General features: G+C 66.0%; 19 protein-coding genes. 12 read left to right on the forward strand and 7 right to left on the reverse strand.

The genetic code is table 11. The annotated features are described in order from the left end of the window. Position 1 precedes the first annotated feature (1 nt). The 6 genes from rpmI (at position 2) to ACETII_RS15305 (ending at position 3,765) form a co-directional block, all read left to right on the forward strand. Positions 2-202 (forward strand): 50S ribosomal protein L35, encoded by a 201-nt coding sequence (gene rpmI, locus ACETII_RS15280; RefSeq protein WP_341106048.1) that lies wholly within the window; start codon positions 2-4, stop codon positions 200-202. A 40-nt stretch (positions 203-242) separates the two neighbouring features. Then, entirely contained in the window at positions 243-608 is a 366-nt protein-coding gene (gene rplT, locus ACETII_RS15285) for a 50S ribosomal protein L20 (protein WP_363347331.1), read from the forward strand. 139 nt (positions 609-747) lie between these two features. Then, entirely contained in the window at positions 748-891 is a 144-nt protein-coding gene (locus ACETII_RS15290; protein WP_363347333.1) for a hypothetical protein, read from the forward strand. A gap of 245 nt (positions 892-1,136) precedes the next feature. Beyond that, on the forward strand, positions 1,137-2,573 hold the full coding sequence (gene lpdA, locus ACETII_RS15295; protein ID WP_472786066.1) for a dihydrolipoyl dehydrogenase: 1,437 nt from the start codon (positions 1,137-1,139) through the stop codon (positions 2,571-2,573). 78 nt (positions 2,574-2,651) lie between these two features. Continuing rightward, a complete protein-coding gene (locus tag ACETII_RS15300) occupies positions 2,652-3,203 on the forward strand; it encodes a hypothetical protein (protein WP_472786067.1) in 552 nt (183 codons plus the stop codon). A 4-nt stretch (positions 3,204-3,207) separates the two neighbouring features. After that, positions 3,208-3,765: a peroxiredoxin gene (locus ACETII_RS15305; RefSeq protein ID WP_472786068.1), complete on the forward strand. Its 558-nt coding sequence runs from the start codon at positions 3,208-3,210 to the stop codon at positions 3,763-3,765. A 1,012-nt stretch (positions 3,766-4,777) separates the two neighbouring features. Here the strand turns inward: ACETII_RS15305 and aspS are convergent. Then, the gene (gene aspS, locus ACETII_RS15310) at positions 4,778-6,559 is read right to left on the reverse strand and encodes an aspartate--tRNA ligase (RefSeq protein WP_472786069.1); all 1,782 of its coding nucleotides are present in this window, start codon (positions 6,557-6,559) and stop codon (positions 4,778-4,780) included. A 120-nt stretch (positions 6,560-6,679) separates the two neighbouring features. Then, on the reverse strand, positions 6,680-6,865 hold the full coding sequence (locus tag ACETII_RS15315; RefSeq protein ID WP_363347343.1) for a DUF1192 domain-containing protein: 186 nt from the start codon (positions 6,863-6,865) through the stop codon (positions 6,680-6,682). Positions 6,866-6,983: 118 nt separating this feature from the next. On the opposite strand from ACETII_RS15315, the gene ACETII_RS15320 reads away from it, so the two are divergent. Together ACETII_RS15320 and ppdK are read left to right on the forward strand one after the other, a co-directional pair. Then, positions 6,984-7,487: a hypothetical protein gene (locus tag ACETII_RS15320; RefSeq protein WP_472786070.1), complete on the forward strand. Its 504-nt coding sequence runs from the start codon at positions 6,984-6,986 to the stop codon at positions 7,485-7,487. Positions 7,488-7,636: 149 nt separating this feature from the next. Further along, on the forward strand, positions 7,637-10,315 hold the full coding sequence (gene ppdK / locus ACETII_RS15325) for a pyruvate, phosphate dikinase (RefSeq protein ID WP_363347347.1): 2,679 nt from the start codon (positions 7,637-7,639) through the stop codon (positions 10,313-10,315). A gap of 130 nt (positions 10,316-10,445) precedes the next feature. Here ppdK and ACETII_RS15330 read toward each other — a convergent pair whose 3' ends face one another. Then, the gene (locus tag ACETII_RS15330; RefSeq protein ID WP_472786071.1) at positions 10,446-11,120 is read right to left on the reverse strand and encodes a Crp/Fnr family transcriptional regulator; all 675 of its coding nucleotides are present in this window, start codon (positions 11,118-11,120) and stop codon (positions 10,446-10,448) included. Between the two features lie 110 nt (positions 11,121-11,230). On the opposite strand from ACETII_RS15330, the gene ACETII_RS15335 reads away from it, so the two are divergent. Next, positions 11,231-11,647 carry a secondary thiamine-phosphate synthase enzyme YjbQ gene (locus ACETII_RS15335; RefSeq protein WP_363347351.1) on the forward strand — a complete coding sequence of 139 codons (417 nt, stop codon included), beginning with the start codon at positions 11,231-11,233 and terminating at the stop codon, positions 11,645-11,647. Positions 11,648-11,838: 191 nt separating this feature from the next. Then, on the forward strand, positions 11,839-13,188 hold the full coding sequence (locus tag ACETII_RS15340; RefSeq protein ID WP_405044807.1) for a cell wall hydrolase: 1,350 nt from the start codon (positions 11,839-11,841) through the stop codon (positions 13,186-13,188). On the opposite strand, the gene ACETII_RS15345 is transcribed toward ACETII_RS15340, so the two are convergent. The 3 genes from ACETII_RS15345 to ACETII_RS15355 form a co-directional block, all read right to left on the reverse strand. Next, on the reverse strand, positions 13,161-13,310 hold the full coding sequence (locus ACETII_RS15345) for a hypothetical protein (protein WP_363347353.1): 150 nt from the start codon (positions 13,308-13,310) through the stop codon (positions 13,161-13,163). The genes ACETII_RS15340 and ACETII_RS15345 overlap by 28 nt on opposite strands. 100 nt (positions 13,311-13,410) lie before the next feature. Further along, complete coding sequence (locus tag ACETII_RS15350; protein WP_363347355.1) at positions 13,411-14,166, reverse strand: aminotransferase class IV; 756 nt, start codon at positions 14,164-14,166, stop codon at positions 13,411-13,413. Further along, on the reverse strand, positions 14,115-15,299 hold the full coding sequence (locus ACETII_RS15355; protein WP_472786072.1) for an aminodeoxychorismate synthase component I: 1,185 nt from the start codon (positions 15,297-15,299) through the stop codon (positions 14,115-14,117). The genes ACETII_RS15350 and ACETII_RS15355 overlap by 52 nt, the downstream gene beginning before the upstream one ends. A 168-nt stretch (positions 15,300-15,467) precedes the next feature. On the opposite strand from ACETII_RS15355, the gene ACETII_RS15360 reads away from it, so the two are divergent. Together ACETII_RS15360 and ypfJ are read left to right on the forward strand one after the other, a co-directional pair. After that, complete coding sequence (locus ACETII_RS15360; protein ID WP_472788178.1) at positions 15,468-16,292, forward strand: TIGR00282 family metallophosphoesterase; 825 nt, start codon at positions 15,468-15,470, stop codon at positions 16,290-16,292. 67 nt (positions 16,293-16,359) lie between these two features. Beyond that, on the forward strand, positions 16,360-17,244 hold the full coding sequence (gene ypfJ / locus ACETII_RS15365; RefSeq protein WP_472786073.1) for a KPN_02809 family neutral zinc metallopeptidase: 885 nt from the start codon (positions 16,360-16,362) through the stop codon (positions 17,242-17,244). A gap of 4 nt (positions 17,245-17,248) precedes the next feature. On the opposite strand, the gene ACETII_RS15370 is transcribed toward ypfJ, so the two are convergent. After that, positions 17,249-17,764, reverse strand: coding sequence for a transposase (locus ACETII_RS15370; RefSeq protein WP_472786074.1), 516 nt, complete (start codon positions 17,762-17,764; stop codon positions 17,249-17,251). Positions 17,765-17,875: the final 111 nt, after the last annotated feature.

The following is a 17,875-nucleotide window of genomic DNA, read 5'->3' on the forward strand; positions in this document are numbered from 1 at the left end:
AATGCCCAAGCTGAAGACGAAATCCGGCGCCAAGAAGCGCTTCAAGATCACCGGAACCGGGAAAGTGGTCTATGCCCACCAGGGCAAGCGCCACGGCATGATCAAGCGCACGAACAAGCAGATCCGGAATCTGCGCGGGACGAATGTTCTGTTCAAGACGGACGGCGACAACGTCAAGAAATATTTCCTGCCGAACGGCTGATCGTCCCGCAATCTAACGCAGAATTTCGAGGAGTTTCGTCATGGCTCGCGTGAAACGGGGCGTTACGTCCCACGCCAAGCACAAAAAGACGCTGAAGGCCGCCAAGGGCTTTTATGGCCGCCGCAAGAATACGATTCGCACCGCCAAGGCCGCAGTCGACCGCGCGATGCAATACGCCACGCGCGATCGCAAGGCGAAGAAGCGCACCTTCCGCGCTCTGTGGATCCAGCGCCTCAACGCCGCCGTGCGCGAGCACGGCCTGACCTATTCGCGCTTCATCGACGGCCTCGCCAAGGCGGGCGTCGGCGTCGACCGCAAGGTTCTGTCCCAGCTTGCTATCGAGCAGCCGGAGGCCTTTGCGGCGATCGTCGCGCAGGCCAAGGCGGCCTTGCCGGCGGCTGCGTAACACGCTGAAACAAATAGATTTTTGAAAGCGTCCGCCGAGTCCCGGCGGGCGCTTTTTTGATTTATTCCAATTTTTGGCGGATCAAAAGAAGCGGCTGGAGTGTTGCATCTGTCAGAGGAGGTCGACAGGAGTAACGCTCATGAAAGGCAAACAGAAAAGCGGCATGGTCGCCGCCGCGCTCGGCAAGGTGTTGGACGCCGTGCGCGCTCTCCCCGGACCTGCCCCCGTGTTGAGGCCGGTTCCGGTCCCGGTGCGCCGGCCCACCATCCCGCGCCCGTATTAGGACATGTCCCTTTTCATACACCTCTCGCGCCTGCGCCGGCGTCGCCTTGTCTTCACGACTGTCGCGAAGACCCACTCACCGGCCGACGCAGGCGTCTTCCCCACACTTTGAAGGCTGGCGGCGAAGTCCGCGCCTATGGCGCCCTCTGCTCCCGACTCTGAACCCAATGGCGAGGGCGGCCTCGACGAGGCGCGTGCGCGCGGCTAACACTGCGGCAGCGTGCGGCGGCAACAGGCGAGGCATCGATGGGCGCTTACGACGTTCTGGTCATCGGCGGCGGGCCGGGGGGCTATGTCGCGGCGATTCGCGCCGCCCAACTCGGCCTGAAGACCGCAGTGGTCGAACGTGAGCACCTCGGCGGCATCTGTCTCAATTGGGGGTGCATTCCCACCAAGGCGCTGCTTCGATCGGCGGAGGTCTACCGACTGGCCAAAGAGGGCGCGCATTTCGGCGTCACGGGCGCCGGTCTGAGCTTTGACGCCGCGCGCATCGTGGCGCGTTCGCGCGAGGCGGCGGCGCGGCTCAACGCCGGGGTCGGTTTCCTGTTGAAGAAGAACAAGGTCGACGTCATCTGGGGCGAGGCGCGGCTTCTCGGCAAGGGCGACGTCAAGGTCGGCGCCCCGACCAAACCGCCCGTCACGCCGCAACTCCCGGCCCCCAAGACGACGCTGGGGGAGGGCGTCTATCAGGCCAAGCACATCATCATCGCCACCGGCGCGCGCCCGCGCGTCCTGCCCGGCCTCGAACCGGACGGGCGCCTGGTCTGGACCTATTTCGAATCATTGAAGCCGGACCGCTTTCCGAAGTCGCTGCTCGTCGTCGGCGCTGGCGCGATCGGCGTGGAATTCGCCTCCTTCTTCCGGACCTTCGGCGTCGAGGTCGCGCTGGTCGAGGCGCTGCCGCAGATCCTCCCCGCGGAGGATGCGGAAATCGCCGCGCTCGCGCGCAAGAGCTTCGAGAAGCAGGGCGTCGCCATACGGACGGCGACGATGGTCGCCGGGCTCGAGAGGAAGGCGGACAGCGTCGTCGCCACTTTGAAAGGTCCCGATGGCGCGACGGAGGCGCTGGAGGTCGAGCGCGTTCTGTCCGCGGCGGGCGTGGTGGCCAATGTCGAAAATCTCGGGCTCGAGGCGGCCGGCGTGGCGCTGGAAAAGGGCGTGATCAAAATCGACGGCCTCGGCCGGACGTCGGCGCCGGGCGTCTACGCCATTGGCGACGTCGCGGGCGGGCCGATGCTTGCGCACAAGGCCGAACATGAGGGGGTTTCCTGCGTCGAGGCGATCGCCGGCCTGCCGGCGCATCCGCTCGACAGAGCGCTCATTCCCGGCTGCACCTATTGCCATCCGCAAGTCGCTTCCGTCGGGCTCACGGAGGAGAAGGCGAAGGCCGCCGGCTTCGAGATCCGGGTCGGCCGCTTCCCCTATCTCGGCAATGGCAAGGCGATCGCGCTCGGCGAGCCAGAGGGTCTCGTCAAGACGATTTTCGACAAGAAGACGGGGCGCCTGCTCGGCGCGCATCTCGTGGGAGCGGAGGCGACGGAGCTCATTCAGGGCTTCGTCATCGCCATGAATCTCGAGACGACCGAGGAGGAGCTGATGAAAACCATCTTCCCGCATCCGACGCTGTCCGAGACGATGCACGAGAGCGTGCTCGACGCCTATGGGCGGGCGATCCATGTATGACGGCCGCTTGACCTTGGCGTTTGCTCGTTGAACTGGTTAGTATGGAGGCGAAGATAGCCTTCGTCGGAGGTTTCAAAGATGAAACTTTTTGTTCTCGCCGTTCTGGCGTCGTCGACCGTCATCGCAACGGCGGCGCCGGCTTTGGCGAAGGTTCCTCCCTTCGCCGCCAAGTGCCCGATGGACATCGTTGTCGAAACCGATCGCGCTGGCCGGGCCTACGTCAGCGGGAAAAAGGCGTCGGTGCGTTCGAAAAACGCAAATTATTTCGAAGTGAGAGGCGCCGGCGTCACCATCAGCGTGGCGCGTGACGCAGGCTCGCTCATCGTGACCTACACAGGCGCTCACGGAGCAAACGGCGTTTGCCAGGTCACGGAACAAGAGACGGTCGAGAGCGCTGCGCCGGCGCCCGCCAGGGCAGATGACGTGCCTGCGCGAGACAAAAGCGCCTGCCTGCGCGCGGTCAAGAAGAAAACCAACAACCCGAAAGTGACGGTGGTCGACGCCATTTCCTCGGAAGCGAACAATACTGTGACGATCGGCGTTGGCCCCGAGCGCGCGCCGTGGCGCTGTCTGGTGAAGCGCGGCGTCGTCGCGGACGTCATGTCGCAAACGAATGAAGGCGGGCTTTGATCCGATGACCTGTCGCCCCGCGAAACGCGCGCTTCTTTCTCTGGCCTTGTGCTTCGTGGCCACCGCGGCGCTCGCCGCGCTGAAGCCGGGCGCCGACGCGCCCGACTTTTCCATCAAGGCGGCGCAAGGCGGGAAGGACTTCACTTTCTCGCTGCGGGAGGCGTTGAAGAAGGGGCCGGTGGTGCTTTATTTCTACCCCAAGTCCTTCACCAGCGTTTGCACCGAGGAGGCGCATGAATTCGCGGAAGCCATGGATCAATTTGCATCCATGAACGCGTCGGTCATCGGCGTGTCGGGGGACGCGATCGAGACGCAGCGCGAGTTTTCCACGAAGGAGTGCCGCGACAAATTTCCCGTCGGGGCGGACCCGCAGTTCAACGTCATCAAGGCCTATGACGCTTCGTTCAGCCTGCCGATTGCGGGGTCGGTGTTCGCGAACCGTATTTCGTATGTGATCTCGCCGGAGGGAAAGATTTTGTCGGCGGTGTCCGACTCTGGCGCGACGAAGCACATTGAAAGCGCGCTGGAGACCGTGAAGAAGTGGAAGGCTGGTCAAAAGTAGCAGCTCGCCAGAGCCCCCTCATCCTGAGGAGGCCCGAAGGGCTGTATCGAAGGGTCGGCTGGCGGGACGTGACTGACGGATTTCCTCGTCCTTCGAGACGCGCGCTTCGCGCGCCCTCAGGATGAGGAAATCCTCCTGCGCGGACCGCGCTCGCGGGCGTTCTTGCTTGGCGCCTCGCCCCGAGAGCCCCCTCATCCTGAGGAGGCCCGAAGGGCCGTCTCGAAGGATCGGCCGGCAAGACGTGACTGACGGATTTCCTCGTCCTTCGAGACGCGCGCTTCGCGCGCCCTCAGGATGAGGAAATCCTTTTGCAGACGGTCGGCGCTCGCGGGCGTTCTTGCTTGGAGCCACGCCGCCAGAGCCCCCTCATCCTGAGGAGGCCCGAAGGGCCGTCTCGAAGGATCGGCTGGCAAGACGTGACTGACGGACTTCATCGTCCTTCGAGACGCGCTTCGCGCGCCCTCAGGATGAGGAAATCCTCCTGCGCGGTCTGCACTCGCGGCCGTTCTTGCTTGGAGCCACGCCGCCAGAGCTCCCTCATCCTGAGGAGGCCCGAAGGGCCGTCTCGAAGGAGCGGCTGGCGGGACGTGACTGACCGATTTCCTCGTCCTTCGAGACGCGCGCTTCGCGCGCCCTCAGGATGAGGAAATCCTTTTGCAGACGGTCGGCGCTCGCGGGCGTTCTTGCTTGGAGCCACGCCGCCAGAGCCCCCTCATCCTGAGGAGGCCCGAAGGGCCGTCTCGAAGGATCGGCCGGCAAGCCGTGACTGACGGACTTCATCGTCCTTCGAGACGCGCTTCGCGCGCCCTCAGGATGAGGAAATCCTCCTGCCAGCGTTGGGACGGTTGTTCGCCTGCGCTTAGTGCCGTTGGCGGTCTCTTCCCCCTCATCCTGAGGAGGCCCGGAGGGCCGTCTCGAAGGATGGGCCGCTTGGGACTATCGGATTTCCTCGTCCCTCGAGACGCGCGCTGCGCGCCCTCAGGATGAGGAGATCCTCCTGCATACGGCTGGCCTATGCCGTCTTCTCCGGCAGGTTCAGCCGGATATGCAGTTCGCGCAGTTGCTTCATCGTCGCTTCGGACGGCGCGCCCATCAGCAGATCCTCGGCGCGCTGATTCATCGGGAAGAGCGTCACCTCGCGAAGATTTTCTTCCTCCGCGAGCAGCATGACGATGCGGTCGACGCCCGGCGCAATGCCGCCATGCGGGGGCGCGCCATATTGGAAAGCGCGATACATGCCGCCGAATTTCTCGATCAGCACGTCCTCGCCATAGCCGGCGATCTCGAAGGCCTTCTTCATGATCTCTGGGCGATGGTTGCGGATCGCCCCCGACGACAGCTCCACGCCGTTGCAGACGATGTCGTATTGATAGGCGAGAATGTCGAGCGGGTCTTTCGTCTCCAAGGCCTCCATGCCGCCTTGCGGCATTGAGAAGGGATTGTGCGAGAAGTCGATCTTCTTGTCTTCGTCGTTCCACTCGTACATGGGGAAATCGACGATCCAGCAGAATTCGAAAACGTCGGGCTTTGACAGGCCGAGTTCATGGCCGATGCGCAGCCGCGCCATGCCCGCGAGCTTGGCGGCGGCGGCTTCCTCTCCCGCCGAGAAGAAGACCGCGTCGCCCGCCTTGACGCCCGCCTTGGCGGCGATCATCGCCTGCACGTCGGCGGGGATGAACTTGGCGATTGGCCCCTTGCCGACGAGCGCGCCGGCTTCCGCTTCGAAGATGATATAGCCGAGCCCCGGCGCGCCTTCGGAGCGCGCCCAGTCGTTGAGCTTGTCGAAGAAGCTGCGCGGCTGGCTCGCGGCGCCGGGCGCCGGTATGGCGCGCACGGTCTTGCCGCGAAACGCCTTGAAGGAGACGCTCTCGCCCTCGAACTCCGCCGAGAGGTCGACGATCACGAGCGGATTGCGCAGATCCGGCTTGTCGGAGCCATATTTCAGCATGGCCTCGCGATAGGGGATGCGCGGGAAGCTTTGCGTGACCGGCTTGCCGTTCGAGAACTCTTCGAAGACGCCGCGCAACACGGGCTCGATCGCCTCGAACACGTCCTCCTGCGTAACGAAGCTCATCTCGACGTCGAGCTGATAGAATTCGCCGGGCGAGCGGTCGGCGCGGGCGTCCTCGTCGCGGAAGCAGGGCGCGATCTGGAAATAGCGGTCGAAGCCCGCGACCATGAGCAGCTGCTTGAACTGCTGCGGCGCCTGCGGCAACGCATAGAATTTGCCTGGGTGCAGACGCGACGGCACCAGAAAGTCGCGCGCGCCCTCAGGGCTCGACGCGGTCAGGATCGGCGTCTGGAATTCGAAGAAGCCGCCCTGCTTCATGCGCGTTCGGATCGAATCGATGATCCTCCCGCGCAGCATGATGTTGGCGTGCAGCTTTTCCCGGCGCAGGTCGAGGAACCGATATTTGAGGCGCGTGTCCTCGGGGTAGTTCTGGTCGCCGAAGACGGCAAGCGGCAATTCCCCCGCGGGCCCCAAGACCTCGATCTCGCTCACATAGACCTCGACCTGGCCTGTCGGCATGTCGGGGTTCTCGGTGCCGGCCGGACGGCGGCGGACCTCGCCGTCGAGGCGCACGACCCACTCCGACCGCAGCTTCTCGGCCTGGGCGAAGGCCGGCGAATCGGGGTCCACGACGCATTGGGTGAGGCCATAATGGTCGCGCAGGTCGATAAACAGCACGCCGCCGTGGTCGCGGATGCGGTGGCACCAGCCGGAGAGGCGGATTTTCTGACCCGCGAGCGCCTCGTTGGGCTCTCCACAATTATGCGAACGGTAGCGATGCATGGGCCGCTTTCGGTTTGGAAAAGCCTCGGAAATCGCCGGGACGACCGGCGGATTTGCGCCAAGAAGCGCAATGGCCTCCCCGCTGTCAAGCCGAGCCGGCCTCTGCCTCGGCGCGACGGGTCATTTCCGAAAAAAGGCCTCGGCGGCGGCGGTCGCGGCGCGTTTGGCCTGCGCGGCCTGCTCGAGCCGGGCGATCTCCGCCTTCAACGCCGCGATGCGCTCCTCGAGCTCCGCGATCGAAAGAAGGTCAAGCGGCTGGCTGAGTTGCCCGGCCGGGCGGGGGCGGGGAGGATCCTCGTCGCTCATGTATTTCTCCTACGAATGCTTTACCTCTCGAGGTCAAGTTGATTGTCAAAGTTCGCTTCAATTGAGTCTAATGCGCTTCTGACCGGATGCGATGACTTGGATTGGAAGGAGTACGGTCATGAGGCTCATGCTTTGGTTTGTCCCGCTTCTGCCGATCCTGTCCGTCGAGAGGTTGTCGAGCCTGCTGTCGAGCCCCTTCGCCTTGACGGTGCAGGGTCGGATCAGAGGCGCAGCCTATGCAATGATGCAGTCGGCCGACGCCGTCGGGTTTGACTCAACGCGCTTTGTTCTCCTCGGCTTGACGACGTCGAGCCTGGCCATTCTGGGGGCGGTCGTCTCGGCGCCGCAATTCGCCGACCGGGGGATTGTCTCGAAGGGCTTTGTCAGCCTGCTCGAGGTCGGGGCGGTCGCCCTTGGCTGGGTGTCGCTCGTGCCTGCAGAAGGGCCTGTCAGCGTCGCCGCGATCTGCTTTGCGGCGGGGGTCGGCTTCATGCTCCTGCTGGGCGGCGCCTGCGCGGCGAGCGTCGCCAGGATCGCTGTCTTCCCTATCCTGGAGGACGCTTCGACCACGAAGAACAGGGCCTCCGCCCGCCGGGAAGCCGTCATCCACCGAAGCAGGTGACCGGCCTGCCAGGCGCGCCCCGCGTCACGCGCCTGAAAAAAGAGCCCTCGCCGCCACAATTGTCCCGCCTATCTGCTATTGTGCGCCCGCGAACCCGAACCGGGTTCGGCCGCAGAGGGCTCACCCGGCGTGGCGGGAAGATAGGTGCAATGACAAAGTGGGTTTATCGTTTCAGCGCCGGCCGGTCGGAGGGATCGGCCGCCATGCGGGACTTGTTGGGCGGAAAAGGCGCCAATCTCGCCGAAATGGCCGCGCTGGGCCTTCCCGTTCCGCCAGGCTTCACCATCACCACCGAAGTCTGCGCCCATTTCTACGCCAACGGCCACGCCTTTCCAAAGGGCCTCGAGGCCGAGGTCGACGCCGCCATGGAGGAGATCGGCCGGATCGCGGGCCACGCCTTCAACGATCCCAAATGGCCGCTCCTGGTCTCGGTCCGGTCGGGCGCCCGCGCCTCCATGCCCGGCATGATGGACACGGTGCTCAATCTCGGCCTCAACGACAAGACGGTCGAGGCCCTCGCCCGCTATTCGGGCGACGCCCGCTTCGCCTGGGACTGCTACCGGCGTTTCATCGAGATGTATTCCTCGGTCGTGCTCGGGGTCGAGCACCACATCTTCGAGGAGGCGCTCGAGGAGATCAAAGAGGCGAAGGGCCTCACGCTCGACACGCAGCTTTGCGCCGACGACTGGCGCGCGGCCGTGGCGCGCTTCAAGGCGATCGTCGAAGCCAACGCCGGCGTGAGCTTTCCGCAGGAGCCGCGCGCGCAGCTCTGGGGGGCGATCCGCGCGGTCTTCGCCTCCTGGATGAACCACCGCGCCATCGTCTACCGCCATCTGCACAATATTCCCGAGAGCTGGGGCACTGCGGTCAATGTGCAGGCGATGGTGTTCGGCAACATGGACGCCAATTCCGCGACCGGCGTCGCCTTCACGCGCAATCCGTCGACGGGGGTCAAGGAGCTTTACGGCGAATATCTCATCAATGCGCAAGGCGAGGACGTCGTCGCCGGGCTGCGCACGCCGCAGCCGCTCACCGAAGTCGCGAGCCGCGCCTCGCCCGGCGAGAAAATCTCGCTCGAAGCGGCCATGCCGAAGATTTTCGCGGAGTTCACGCAGGTCGCGGACAAGCTCGAGCGCCATTACCGCGACATGCAGGACATGGAGTTCACCGTCGAGCGCGGCAAATTGTGGATGCTGCAGACGAGGAACGGCAAGCGCACCGCGCGCGCGGCGTTGAAGCTCGCCGTCGACATGGCCAATGAGGGGCTCATTACGCGCGAGGAGGCCTTGCTGCGCGTCGAGCCGACGTCGCTCGATCAGTTGCTCCATCCGACCATCGATCCGGCGGCGAAGCGCGACATTCTGGCGACGGGGCTGCCGGCCTCGCCCGGCGCCGCCTTCGGCGAGATCGTGTTCAACCCGGAAGAGGCGGAGACGCTGGCGGCGTCGGGCCGCAAGGTCATTCTCGTGCGCACCGAGACGAGCCCCGAGGACATCCACGGCATGCACGCCGCCGAGGGGATTCTGACCGCGCGCGGCGGCATGACCTCGCATGCGGCGGTCGTCGCCCGTGGCATGGGGAAGCCTTGCGTCACGGGCGCCGGCGCGCTGCGCATCGACTACGAGGATCAAAGCTTCACGGTCGCCGGCAAGCGTTTCGTCAAGGGCGACAAATTGACGATCGACGGCTCGGCCGGCCATGTGATCTTCGGCGAAGTTAAGATGCAACGCCCGGAGCTGACGGGCGAATTCGCGGTGCTGATGGGCTGGGCGGACAAGATCCGGCGGCTCAAGGTGCGCGCCAACGCCGAGACGCCCGCCGACGCGCGCGCCGCGCGCCGCTTCGGCGCGGAGGGCATCGGCCTTGCGCGCACCGAGCACATGTTCTTCGAGGGCGAACGCATCGTCGCGGTTCGCGAGATGATCCTCGCCGACGACGCCGAGGGGCGCCGCGCGGCGCTCGCCAAGCTGCTGCCGATCCAGCGCGAGGACTTCAAACATCTCTTCGAGATCATGGCGGGCCTTCCGGTGACGATCCGCCTGCTCGATCCGCCGCTTCACGAGTTTCTGCCGCATAACGACACAGAGCTTGCGGCGGTCGCCCGCGCCATGGGGGCCGATCCTGTGAAGCTGAGGCGCCGTGCGCTACAGCTTTCCGAGTTCAACCCCATGCTGGGTTTTCGCGGCGTGCGCCTCGCGGTGGTCTTTCCCGAGATCGTCGACATGCAGGCGCGCGCGATTTTCGAAGCCGCCATTGAGGCGAGCCTGTCGACCGGTGAGCCCGCCCGCATCGAAATCATGGCCCCGCTGGTCTTCGCCCGCGCCGAGCTTGATCTCGTTAAGGCGCGCATCGAGGCGATGGCGGCGCTGGTCGAGCAAGAGACGGGCGTTCGGCCGCGCTTCGAAGTCGGCACGATGATCGAACTGCCGCGCGCTGCGCTGCGCGCCGACGAGATCGCGCCCTCCGCCGATTTCTTTTCCTTCGGCACCAACGATCTCACCCAGACGACGCTTGGCATCTCGCGCGACGACGCCGGCTCATTCCTGGGGGCCTATGTCGAACAGGGCGTGCTGCCGCATGATCCCTTCGTCTCGATCGACCAGGAGGGCGTCGGCGAACTCGTCGCGCTCGGCTGCCAGCGCGCCCGCGCCGCGCGCCCGGACATTGCGCTCGGCGTCTGCGGCGAGCACGGCGGCGATCCGGCGTCGGTGGCCTTTTTCGAGACGATCGGCATCGATTACGTCTCCTGCTCGCCTTTCCGCGTGCCGATTGCGCGCCTCGCCGCCGCTCAGGCGGTTCTGGGGCGCAAGGCGGACGGGACGGCGTAAGGGTCTCATTGCGAAGCGGCCTCGCCCTTCGAGACGCGCGCTCCTCAGGGTGAGGATGCAACAAGCCCCTCATGCTGAGGAGCCGCCTGGGCGGCGTCTCGAAGCACGAGGGGCGTCGCCACGTGTTTTTTCACGCGCTTTCCAGTTCCTCGCCGAGATGATTGGCTTCGAAGCGGCGCACCATCAGGCGGACGAGATAGAGGCCGAACTCGGGGTTCTGGAAGTAAAGCTGCTCGAACTGCTCGTAGGTGATGGCGAGAAGGCTGACGTCGGTGAGGCATTTCGCCGACGCCGTGCGCTTGCCGCTCTTGGTGAACAGCGCCATCTCGCCGAAAATTGCGCCAGGCTCGAGAATGACGCCGCGCTCCGAAATTTCGATTTTTCCTTCGACCACCAGATAAGCCTTTTTGGCGACCGCCCCCTTCTCGAAGACGAAGTCGGTCGCGCGGAAGCTTTCGGGATGCATGAAGGGCTTGAGCCACTCGAAATTGAAATCCGTCACGCTCGCCTCGCGCACGCTGGCGATCAGCCGGCGCATTTCCCGCAAGCGGCTGAAATTGAGCGGAAAATTGATGGCGTGTTTCGTGATCGTCGGCAGATTGCCGGTCACGAGCCCAAGGGTGACGCCGAGCACATTGGCGACCATCGCGGCCGCGCGCAGCGGGATCATGCGCTTGAAATAGGTGGATCCGACGATCGCCGCGGCCTCCGACCAGGCGAGCGCCGCGAGGGCGGTGGCCCCGACATATTTGCCGCCTTCCGACGCGGCCCAACTCGTCACAGCGTCGATCAGGGTCTCAGTCATCGTTTCTCCTCTGCAATCTGGAGCCCGCCGCTTCCTTAAGCCCGCTCCGGCGTTTTTATAAGAGCCCGCGACGCTCGACATTCATGCGCGTCCGCGCACATTGGAGCTCCATGCGACAGACGACAAGAATCATCAGGGTCGAGACCGGCGGACGGGGCTTCTACGACGTCACGGCGACGCTTGCCGATTTTCTGCGCGGCGCGCGCATGGGCGAGGGGCTGCTCACGGTCTTTTGCCGGCACACCTCGGCCTCGCTGCTCATTCAGGAGAACGCCGATCCGAGCGTCCTGCGGGATCTCGAGTCCGTGTTCTCGCGGCTCGCGCCGGAGGGGGCGGCCTATGCCCATGACACGGAAGGCCCAGACGACATGCCGGCGCATATTCGCGCCGCGCTGACGCAAACGCAGCTCTCCATTCCCGTCATCGGCGGCGCGCTCGCGCTCGGAACCTGGCAGGGCGTCTATCTCTTCGAACACCGCCGCCGCCCGCACCGGCGCGAAATCGCCCTGCATCTGATGGGGGAGTGACGGGTCCGCTCCTCATTGTGCGAAGCGGGGGAGGACTGCGGGGCGCCTCATTCTGACACGCGACCTCGAGCTGAGCTGCAACGCTTCTGCAAGCATAACGGGTCGATAATCACGATCAGCAAAAGTCTTTGCGTGTGGGCGCGCGGCAACGCCGCGTCCCTGTCCGCGCCCCGTGGGATTTGGGTTCGCTTATGCGTCGACAGTCGAAAAGACGCCGGAGTGGGGACGCCAGGGCGCCCTGGGCGTTGAGCGTCATGGCGCCCTGGGCGCTCGGCGTCGGGGTTCTGGTCTCGTTCACGGCGAGCGCAGGGCAAGACCCCGTCGGCGACTGGAACGTCTCGCCGTTGACCGCCCGCGCCCGCGCCGCCGCCAAGCCCGCGACCTTTCAGCTCGCCTCTTTCGGCGAAGCGGCGTCGGGCGATCTGGGGCTTTCCGGCCAGAGCCGGGCGCTGGTTCAGAGCGCCCGCCTGATGGTCGGCGCGCCGGACGATTTGCGCTCCATCCCCGACGAGAGCGAGCCGCATGTCGATCTGAAGCCCGATGTGAGAAACTTCCCCGAGGTCGACCGCACGCATAAGGGCGACCCCATCGTCGCCATGCGGCCCGGCTTCGAGACGCGGGTCATCAATCCCGCTGCGCTCGGCCTCGCCGAGCCGGCCCAATTGACCTTCAGCATAAAGGGCAAGCATGGCGCTCGCGCCAATCTCGCGCTTGCGCCCCGCGGTCCCGTGCCCGGCGACGAGGCGATCTACGAGGCCGAGGCCGCGCGCGCCGAGGCGCTGACGACGACGCAGACGCAGAAATCGACCGCCGCCGCCTCGCCGGCGCAGAACGCCTCGACCTCAACGCCGCCATCGCTGTCAAACGAAACCCCGGCTGCGGCCGAGCCAAGCGCCGACAAGCCGGTGACGAAAAGCGCGAGCGAAACGCCCCGCGACACAGGCCCCAAGGATCTTGCCGAGCGAGTCCTGCATGGCGCGACGCCCGCCGTCGCGCGCGCCGTGGCGCTGAGCTCCTCGACGCCCGCGCAGCCGGACGCGCTGCCGATCGAGGTCTCGTCCTTCCCGCGCGCCACGCTGGCGCTCGGCAAGGATGCGCGACCCGATTACGGGGCGCTCGCCAGCCGCGACAATATGGACCGTGAAAGACGCTGCCTCGCCGAGGCCGTTTATTTCGAGTCCCGCAGCGAGCCGGAGGCGGGGCAGGCGGCCGTGGCGCAAGTCGTTCTCAATCGCGTTCAAAGCGGGCTTTACCCATCGAGCGTCTGTGGCGTCGTTTATCAAAACCGCAGTCACTACAAGGCGTGCCAGTTCTCCTTCGCCTGCGAAGGAAAGTCGCTGCGCATCACCGAAACGGAGTCATGGGCGACCGCCGTGCGCATCGCCAATGAGGTCATGGACGGGCGCACCTATATCACCGACGTCGGCCGCTCGACGCATTACCACGCGACCTACGTCAAGCCGCGCTGGGCGCGGGCGCTGACCCGCATGGACATGATTGGCCGTCACATCTTCTATCGGCTGAAGCCCGGCCAGACGTAACGCGCGCAGAGGGCGCGCCAGTCGCTCGTCGCCTTGCGCGTGATGAGCAGGGTCCAGATCGCCAGCGCGGCCCAGGTCGAAACAATCGGATGCGCGGCCGTCCATTCGGAAAGAAAGTCCACCTGTCGTCCTCCTCGCGTCGCCGTCGCGCGTGAGGCAAGCGTCCAGAGAGAGGACTTAACAAATCGCGAGCGCGCGTCGCGCGCCTGCCGGCGTGGTTAATCAGTCGATCAGCCGCGCGCGGACGAGGCCCCGCACGGAATTGCCGAGATAGAAGTCGCGCGGCAGCTCTTGGAGACGCAGGATCGCCTCACGCGCCCGGCCCGCGGCGATGAGCTTTGCGCGCAGCGTTCCGGGCAGCAATCCGCAGGAAAGCGGCGGGGTCAGCAGGACGTCCCCTTGCGGGACGAAGAGATTGCAACGCGCGCTCTCGCAGAGTTCGTCGCGCTCGTTGAGGAAGAGAACCTCCTCGGCGCCTCGCGTTTTCATGGCCGCGGCAAGCGTGTCCTCGTAAAGCGCGCGGCGCGTCGTCTTGTGGCGCAGCAGCGGATCGGATGAGGAAAAGCGGCGCGCCGCAATGGCGACCCGCCAGATTGTCTCGGGCGGAACGGGGACAATGGGGGTCGCGCTCGTCTCGATCGCGCCGTCGCGCGACAACACCAGCCGTACCCTGAGCCTCTCAGGGAGGGCGACGCGCTGCTCGCTTTCCTGCAAACCGTCGGACTCGCGGATCTTGGGGCCATCTAATCCCTCCCCGCAAGGGGGAGCGATGATCGGCGTAACGGCAGAGGTTGCCGAGGCCAGCGCAGCGCAGACCTTCGCTTCGTCGTAGCGAAACCCCAGAGCGGCGCTCGACGCTGCGAGGCGGGCGAGATGTTCGGGCAGGAGGTCGAACCCGCCCGCACGCGTCCACAGCAGCGTTTCGATCAGCCCGAAGTCGTCGGCGCGCCGGTCAGGAACCGGGCCTTGATCAGACATTCCTCATACTCTTCGCGGGCGCGCGAGTCGGCGACGACAGCCGAGCCGACATTGCAGACGAGTTCGTGGTCCGGGAAAATGGTCAACGTCCGGATTGCGACATTGAAGCGAATGTCGCCGCTGGGCGCGATGACGCCGAGCGAGCCGCAATAGACGCCGCGCGGCGCGCATTCGAGGTCGCGGATGATTTCCATGGCGCGGATCTTCGGCGCGCCGGTCACCGAGCCGCAGGGGAAGAGGCCGGTGAAGAGCTCGGCGAGCGAGACGTCGTCGCGCAGTTTGGCCTCGATCCCCGACGTCATCTGATGCAGCGTCGGATAGGTCTCGATCGTGAAGAGGTCGGTGACCTTCACCGAGCCGACCTCCGAGAGCCTGGAAAGATCGTTGCGCAGGAGATCGACGATCATGAGATTTTCGGCGCGCGACTTCTCGTCCTCGACGAGATATTGGGCGCGCGCCATGTCCTCGGTCGGCATGACGCCGCGCTGCGCCGTCCCCTTCATCGGCCGGGCGCGGATGGCGCGGCCCTGCGCCTCGAAGAAAACCTCCGGCGAGAGAGAGACGACCGTCTCCTCGCCGAGCGCCACGACGCCCCCATAAGCGACGGGCTGGCGCTTGCGCAGCGCGCGGTAGAGCGCCAGCGGATCGCCGTCATAGCGCCCGTAAAGCGGGAAGGTCAGATTGATCTGATAGACGTCGCCGGCGAAAATATAGTCCCGACACGCGCGGAAACGCTCGGCATACTCGCTCTCGCTCCAGGCGGGCGTCAGCGTCACGCGCGGGGCGGGGCCTTCGGCCGGCGGCAGGGTCCAGGGGCGGGCCGCGCGGAAGGCGCCGAAGAGCAGGAGCGGCGTGCGCGAGCGCGGCGTCGTCTGGGTCCAGAATTTCGGCTCCAGCGCATAGCCCAGCTCATAGCTGGCGTAGCCGGCGAGATAGAGACCCCGCCGCGACGCGGCCTCCATGCGGGCGAAAGCGTCCCCGACGTCGGCGGCTTCCCGGGCGACGATGATCTCCTCCGGCGCGTCGAAGAGCTGCGCCCGGCCGCCGTCGCGCCCGTCCTCGAACACGATGTAGGGCCGCGCCGGCGCGTCGGTCTGCGTCGGGGCGTCGGTGCGGGCGGCGGCGTCTGGCATCTGGGGCGGGGCTCGTTTCACGCGGGATGTTACAACAACCGCCCTCACCTATGAAAGGCGGGGCAATTGCGCAATCTCGATTTCCGCCGGGCGCGATACAGGTTTTGATCTTGGGGGCGGCGCGAGCTATGGAGAGCCATGTCAACCGCCTCGCAACCCGCGCAGCCGCTGCGCCTTCTCTTTATCGGCGACGTGCTCGGCCGGTCCGGCCGTGCGGCGGTGACCCGTTATGTGCCGCGCCTGCGTGAAAAATGGGCGCTCGATTTCGTGGTCTGCAACGGCGAGAACGCGGCCGGGGGATTCGGCATCACCGAGGCGATCTGCGAGGAAATGCTCGGGGCCGGGGTGGATTGCGTCACGCTCGGCAACCACGCCTTCGATCAGCGCGAAACGCTGGTTTTCATCGAGCGCCAGCCGCGCCTCCTGCGGCCGATCAACTATCCGCCCGGCACGCCGGGGCGGGGCGCCAATCTTTTCACCGCGGCGCGCGGCCAGCAGATTTTGGTCGTCAATCCCATGGGCCGGGTCTTCATGGACGCCATCGACGACCCCTTCGCCGCCATGGAGCGGGAGCTCGGCGCGTGTCCGCTGGGCGTGGGCTGCGACGCCATCGTGGTCGACATGCACGCCGAAACCTCGAGCGAGAAAATGGCGATGGGCCATTTCGTCGACGGCAAGGCGTCGCTCGTCGTCGGCACCCATACCCATGTGCCGACGGCCGACGCGCAGATTTTGCCGGGCGGCACCGGCTATCTCACCGACGCCGGCATGACCGGCGACTATGATTCCGTCATCGGCATGGACAAGGAAGAGCCGGTGCGCCGCTTCATCCGCAAGACGCCGGGCTCGCGCTACGAGCCGGCCAATGGCGAGGCGACGCTGTGCGGCGTGGCCGTCGAGGTGGGGCAGGACGGGCTTGCCGGCATGATCGCCCCGGTGCGGCTTGGGGGCAGGTTGCGGCAGGAGTGGCCCCAGGAATGGGGCGCGCCCTGATTTCATCTCTGTTCAGCCGCGCTTGCGTCCATTAGATAAGGCGGAAAGGGACGGCGGAGCGCGACAGATGAAATGGGAAGATCTGCAGACCTCTGAAAACATCGAGGATCGCCGGGGCGAGAGCGGCGGGTTCGGCGGACCGGTTGGCGGCGGCGGCATCGGCCTCGGCACCATTGTCGTTCTCGGCATCATCGGCTGGGCGCTCGGCATCAATCCGTCGTTGCTGATCGGCGGCGCCGACATGCTGAGCCGTATGGGCGGCGGCCATCGAATCGAGCGGGAGGATCGCACGCGCGACACGTCGCAGCCGACCGACCAGCTCGGGCAATTCGTCGCCAAGGTCGTGGGCTCCAACGAGCAGGTCTGGTCGCAGATCCTGCCGCAGCAGGAGGGCGTGGCCTTCCGGGCGCCGCGGCTCGTGCTGTTCGACGGCGCGACGAGCTCCCGTTGTGGAACCGCGCAGTCGGCGATGGGCCCGTTTTATTGCCCGCTCGACCAGCGCATCTATCTCGACACCTCGTTCTTCCGCGACATGAAGCAGCGCTTCGGCGGCGGCGGCGACTTCGCCTATGCCTACGTCATCTCCCATGAGATGGGGCATCACATCCAAAATCTTCTCGGCCTTTTGCCCAAGGTGCAGCGGGCCCAGGCGCGCGCGGGCAGCCGCGCCGAGGCCAATTCGCTTTCGGTCCGCGTCGAGCTGATGGCCGATTGTCTCGCTGGCGTCTGGGCCAACAATGGCAACAGGAGCCAGAATTTCCTGGAGGAGGGCGATCTCGAAAAGGCGGTCGCCTCGGCCCAGGCGATCGGCGACGACCGCCTTCAGCGCGCGCAGCGCGGCATGGTGGTCCCCGACAGCTTCACGCACGGCTCGTCGGCGCAACGCACCGAATGGCTGTTGCGCGGCCTGAAGAGCGGCCGAATCGACGATTGCAACACCTTCGGCCGGTAAAGGTCTAAAAGGTCCGACGGGCGCGACAGGCGAGTTCCGCGCAGCCGAGCTTCTTGGCGAGGCGCGCGAGATCGGCCGTCGCCGCCGCGCGGAGCGCGCTTTTCGTCGCGATAATGCCGACCGGCTCAGAAAACCCCGGCGCCAGCCGCGTCCAGAATGAATGCGGCGCGAGGCGGAGCACGAGCGCGCGGTCTTGTGCGCCATAGGCGAACACGTCGTCGATTTCGTCGACGAAGCCGCGCTCGACCGCGCTTCCCGCCGAGAGCAGCAGGATGTGGTCGCGGCGCGCGACGTCGAGGCCCTGCGCAAGCCCTTCCTCCGCCGACGCGGTCTCGACGAGCGCGCAGCCGGCTTCGTCGGCGATGGTCTCGAGGCCGCGTTGGGGCGCGCCGATCAGCACGGCGTCCGCCACGAGGCCCTGCACGCATGATTCGACGAGAGAGGCGAGACTGCGCGCGATCGCGTCGCGCCGAAGCGGCGCGGCGGACGGTCCATGGGCGAGGAGAAGAGCGGTCAGCATTGCGCATCACATAGCCGAAAGCGCGCTGCGGCGGAATGCGGCGCCAAATATTGAGGCGTCGGAGCTAAGGACCGGGCGCCGGCCATTGCGCGGACAGCCGCCATCGGTCAC

This window comes from Methylocystis sp. NC52PC (assembly GCF_055698645.1).

Bases quoted from the DNA above. Each gene is read 5' to 3' on its own strand.
- rpmI (WP_341106048.1), top strand. From the start codon at position 2: ATGCCCAAGCTGAAGACGAAATCCGGCGCCAAGAAGCGCTTCAAGATC.
- rplT (WP_363347331.1), top strand. From the start codon at position 243: ATGGCTCGCGTGAAACGGGGCGTTACGTCCCACGCCAAGCACAAAAAG.
- ACETII_RS15290 (WP_363347333.1), top strand. From the start codon at position 748: ATGAAAGGCAAACAGAAAAGCGGCATGGTCGCCGCCGCGCTCGGCAAG.
- lpdA (WP_472786066.1), top strand. From the start codon at position 1,137: ATGGGCGCTTACGACGTTCTGGTCATCGGCGGCGGGCCGGGGGGCTAT.
- ACETII_RS15300 (WP_472786067.1), top strand. From the start codon at position 2,652: ATGAAACTTTTTGTTCTCGCCGTTCTGGCGTCGTCGACCGTCATCGCA.
- ACETII_RS15305 (WP_472786068.1), top strand. From the start codon at position 3,208: ATGACCTGTCGCCCCGCGAAACGCGCGCTTCTTTCTCTGGCCTTGTGC.
- aspS (WP_472786069.1), bottom strand. From the start codon at position 6,559: ATGCATCGCTACCGTTCGCATAATTGTGGAGAGCCCAACGAGGCGCTC.
- ACETII_RS15315 (WP_363347343.1), bottom strand. From the start codon at position 6,865: ATGAGCGACGAGGATCCTCCCCGCCCCCGCCCGGCCGGGCAACTCAGC.
- ACETII_RS15320 (WP_472786070.1), top strand. From the start codon at position 6,984: ATGAGGCTCATGCTTTGGTTTGTCCCGCTTCTGCCGATCCTGTCCGTC.
- ppdK (WP_363347347.1), top strand. From the start codon at position 7,637: ATGACAAAGTGGGTTTATCGTTTCAGCGCCGGCCGGTCGGAGGGATCG.
- ACETII_RS15330 (WP_472786071.1), bottom strand. From the start codon at position 11,120: ATGACTGAGACCCTGATCGACGCTGTGACGAGTTGGGCCGCGTCGGAA.
- ACETII_RS15335 (WP_363347351.1), top strand. From the start codon at position 11,231: ATGCGACAGACGACAAGAATCATCAGGGTCGAGACCGGCGGACGGGGC.
- ACETII_RS15340 (WP_405044807.1), top strand. From the start codon at position 11,839: ATGCGTCGACAGTCGAAAAGACGCCGGAGTGGGGACGCCAGGGCGCCC.
- ACETII_RS15350 (WP_363347355.1), bottom strand. From the start codon at position 14,166: ATGTCTGATCAAGGCCCGGTTCCTGACCGGCGCGCCGACGACTTCGGG.
- ACETII_RS15355 (WP_472786072.1), bottom strand. From the start codon at position 15,299: ATGCCAGACGCCGCCGCCCGCACCGACGCCCCGACGCAGACCGACGCG.
- ypfJ (WP_472786073.1), top strand. From the start codon at position 16,360: ATGAAATGGGAAGATCTGCAGACCTCTGAAAACATCGAGGATCGCCGG.
- ACETII_RS15370 (WP_472786074.1), bottom strand. From the start codon at position 17,764: ATGCTGACCGCTCTTCTCCTCGCCCATGGACCGTCCGCCGCGCCGCTT.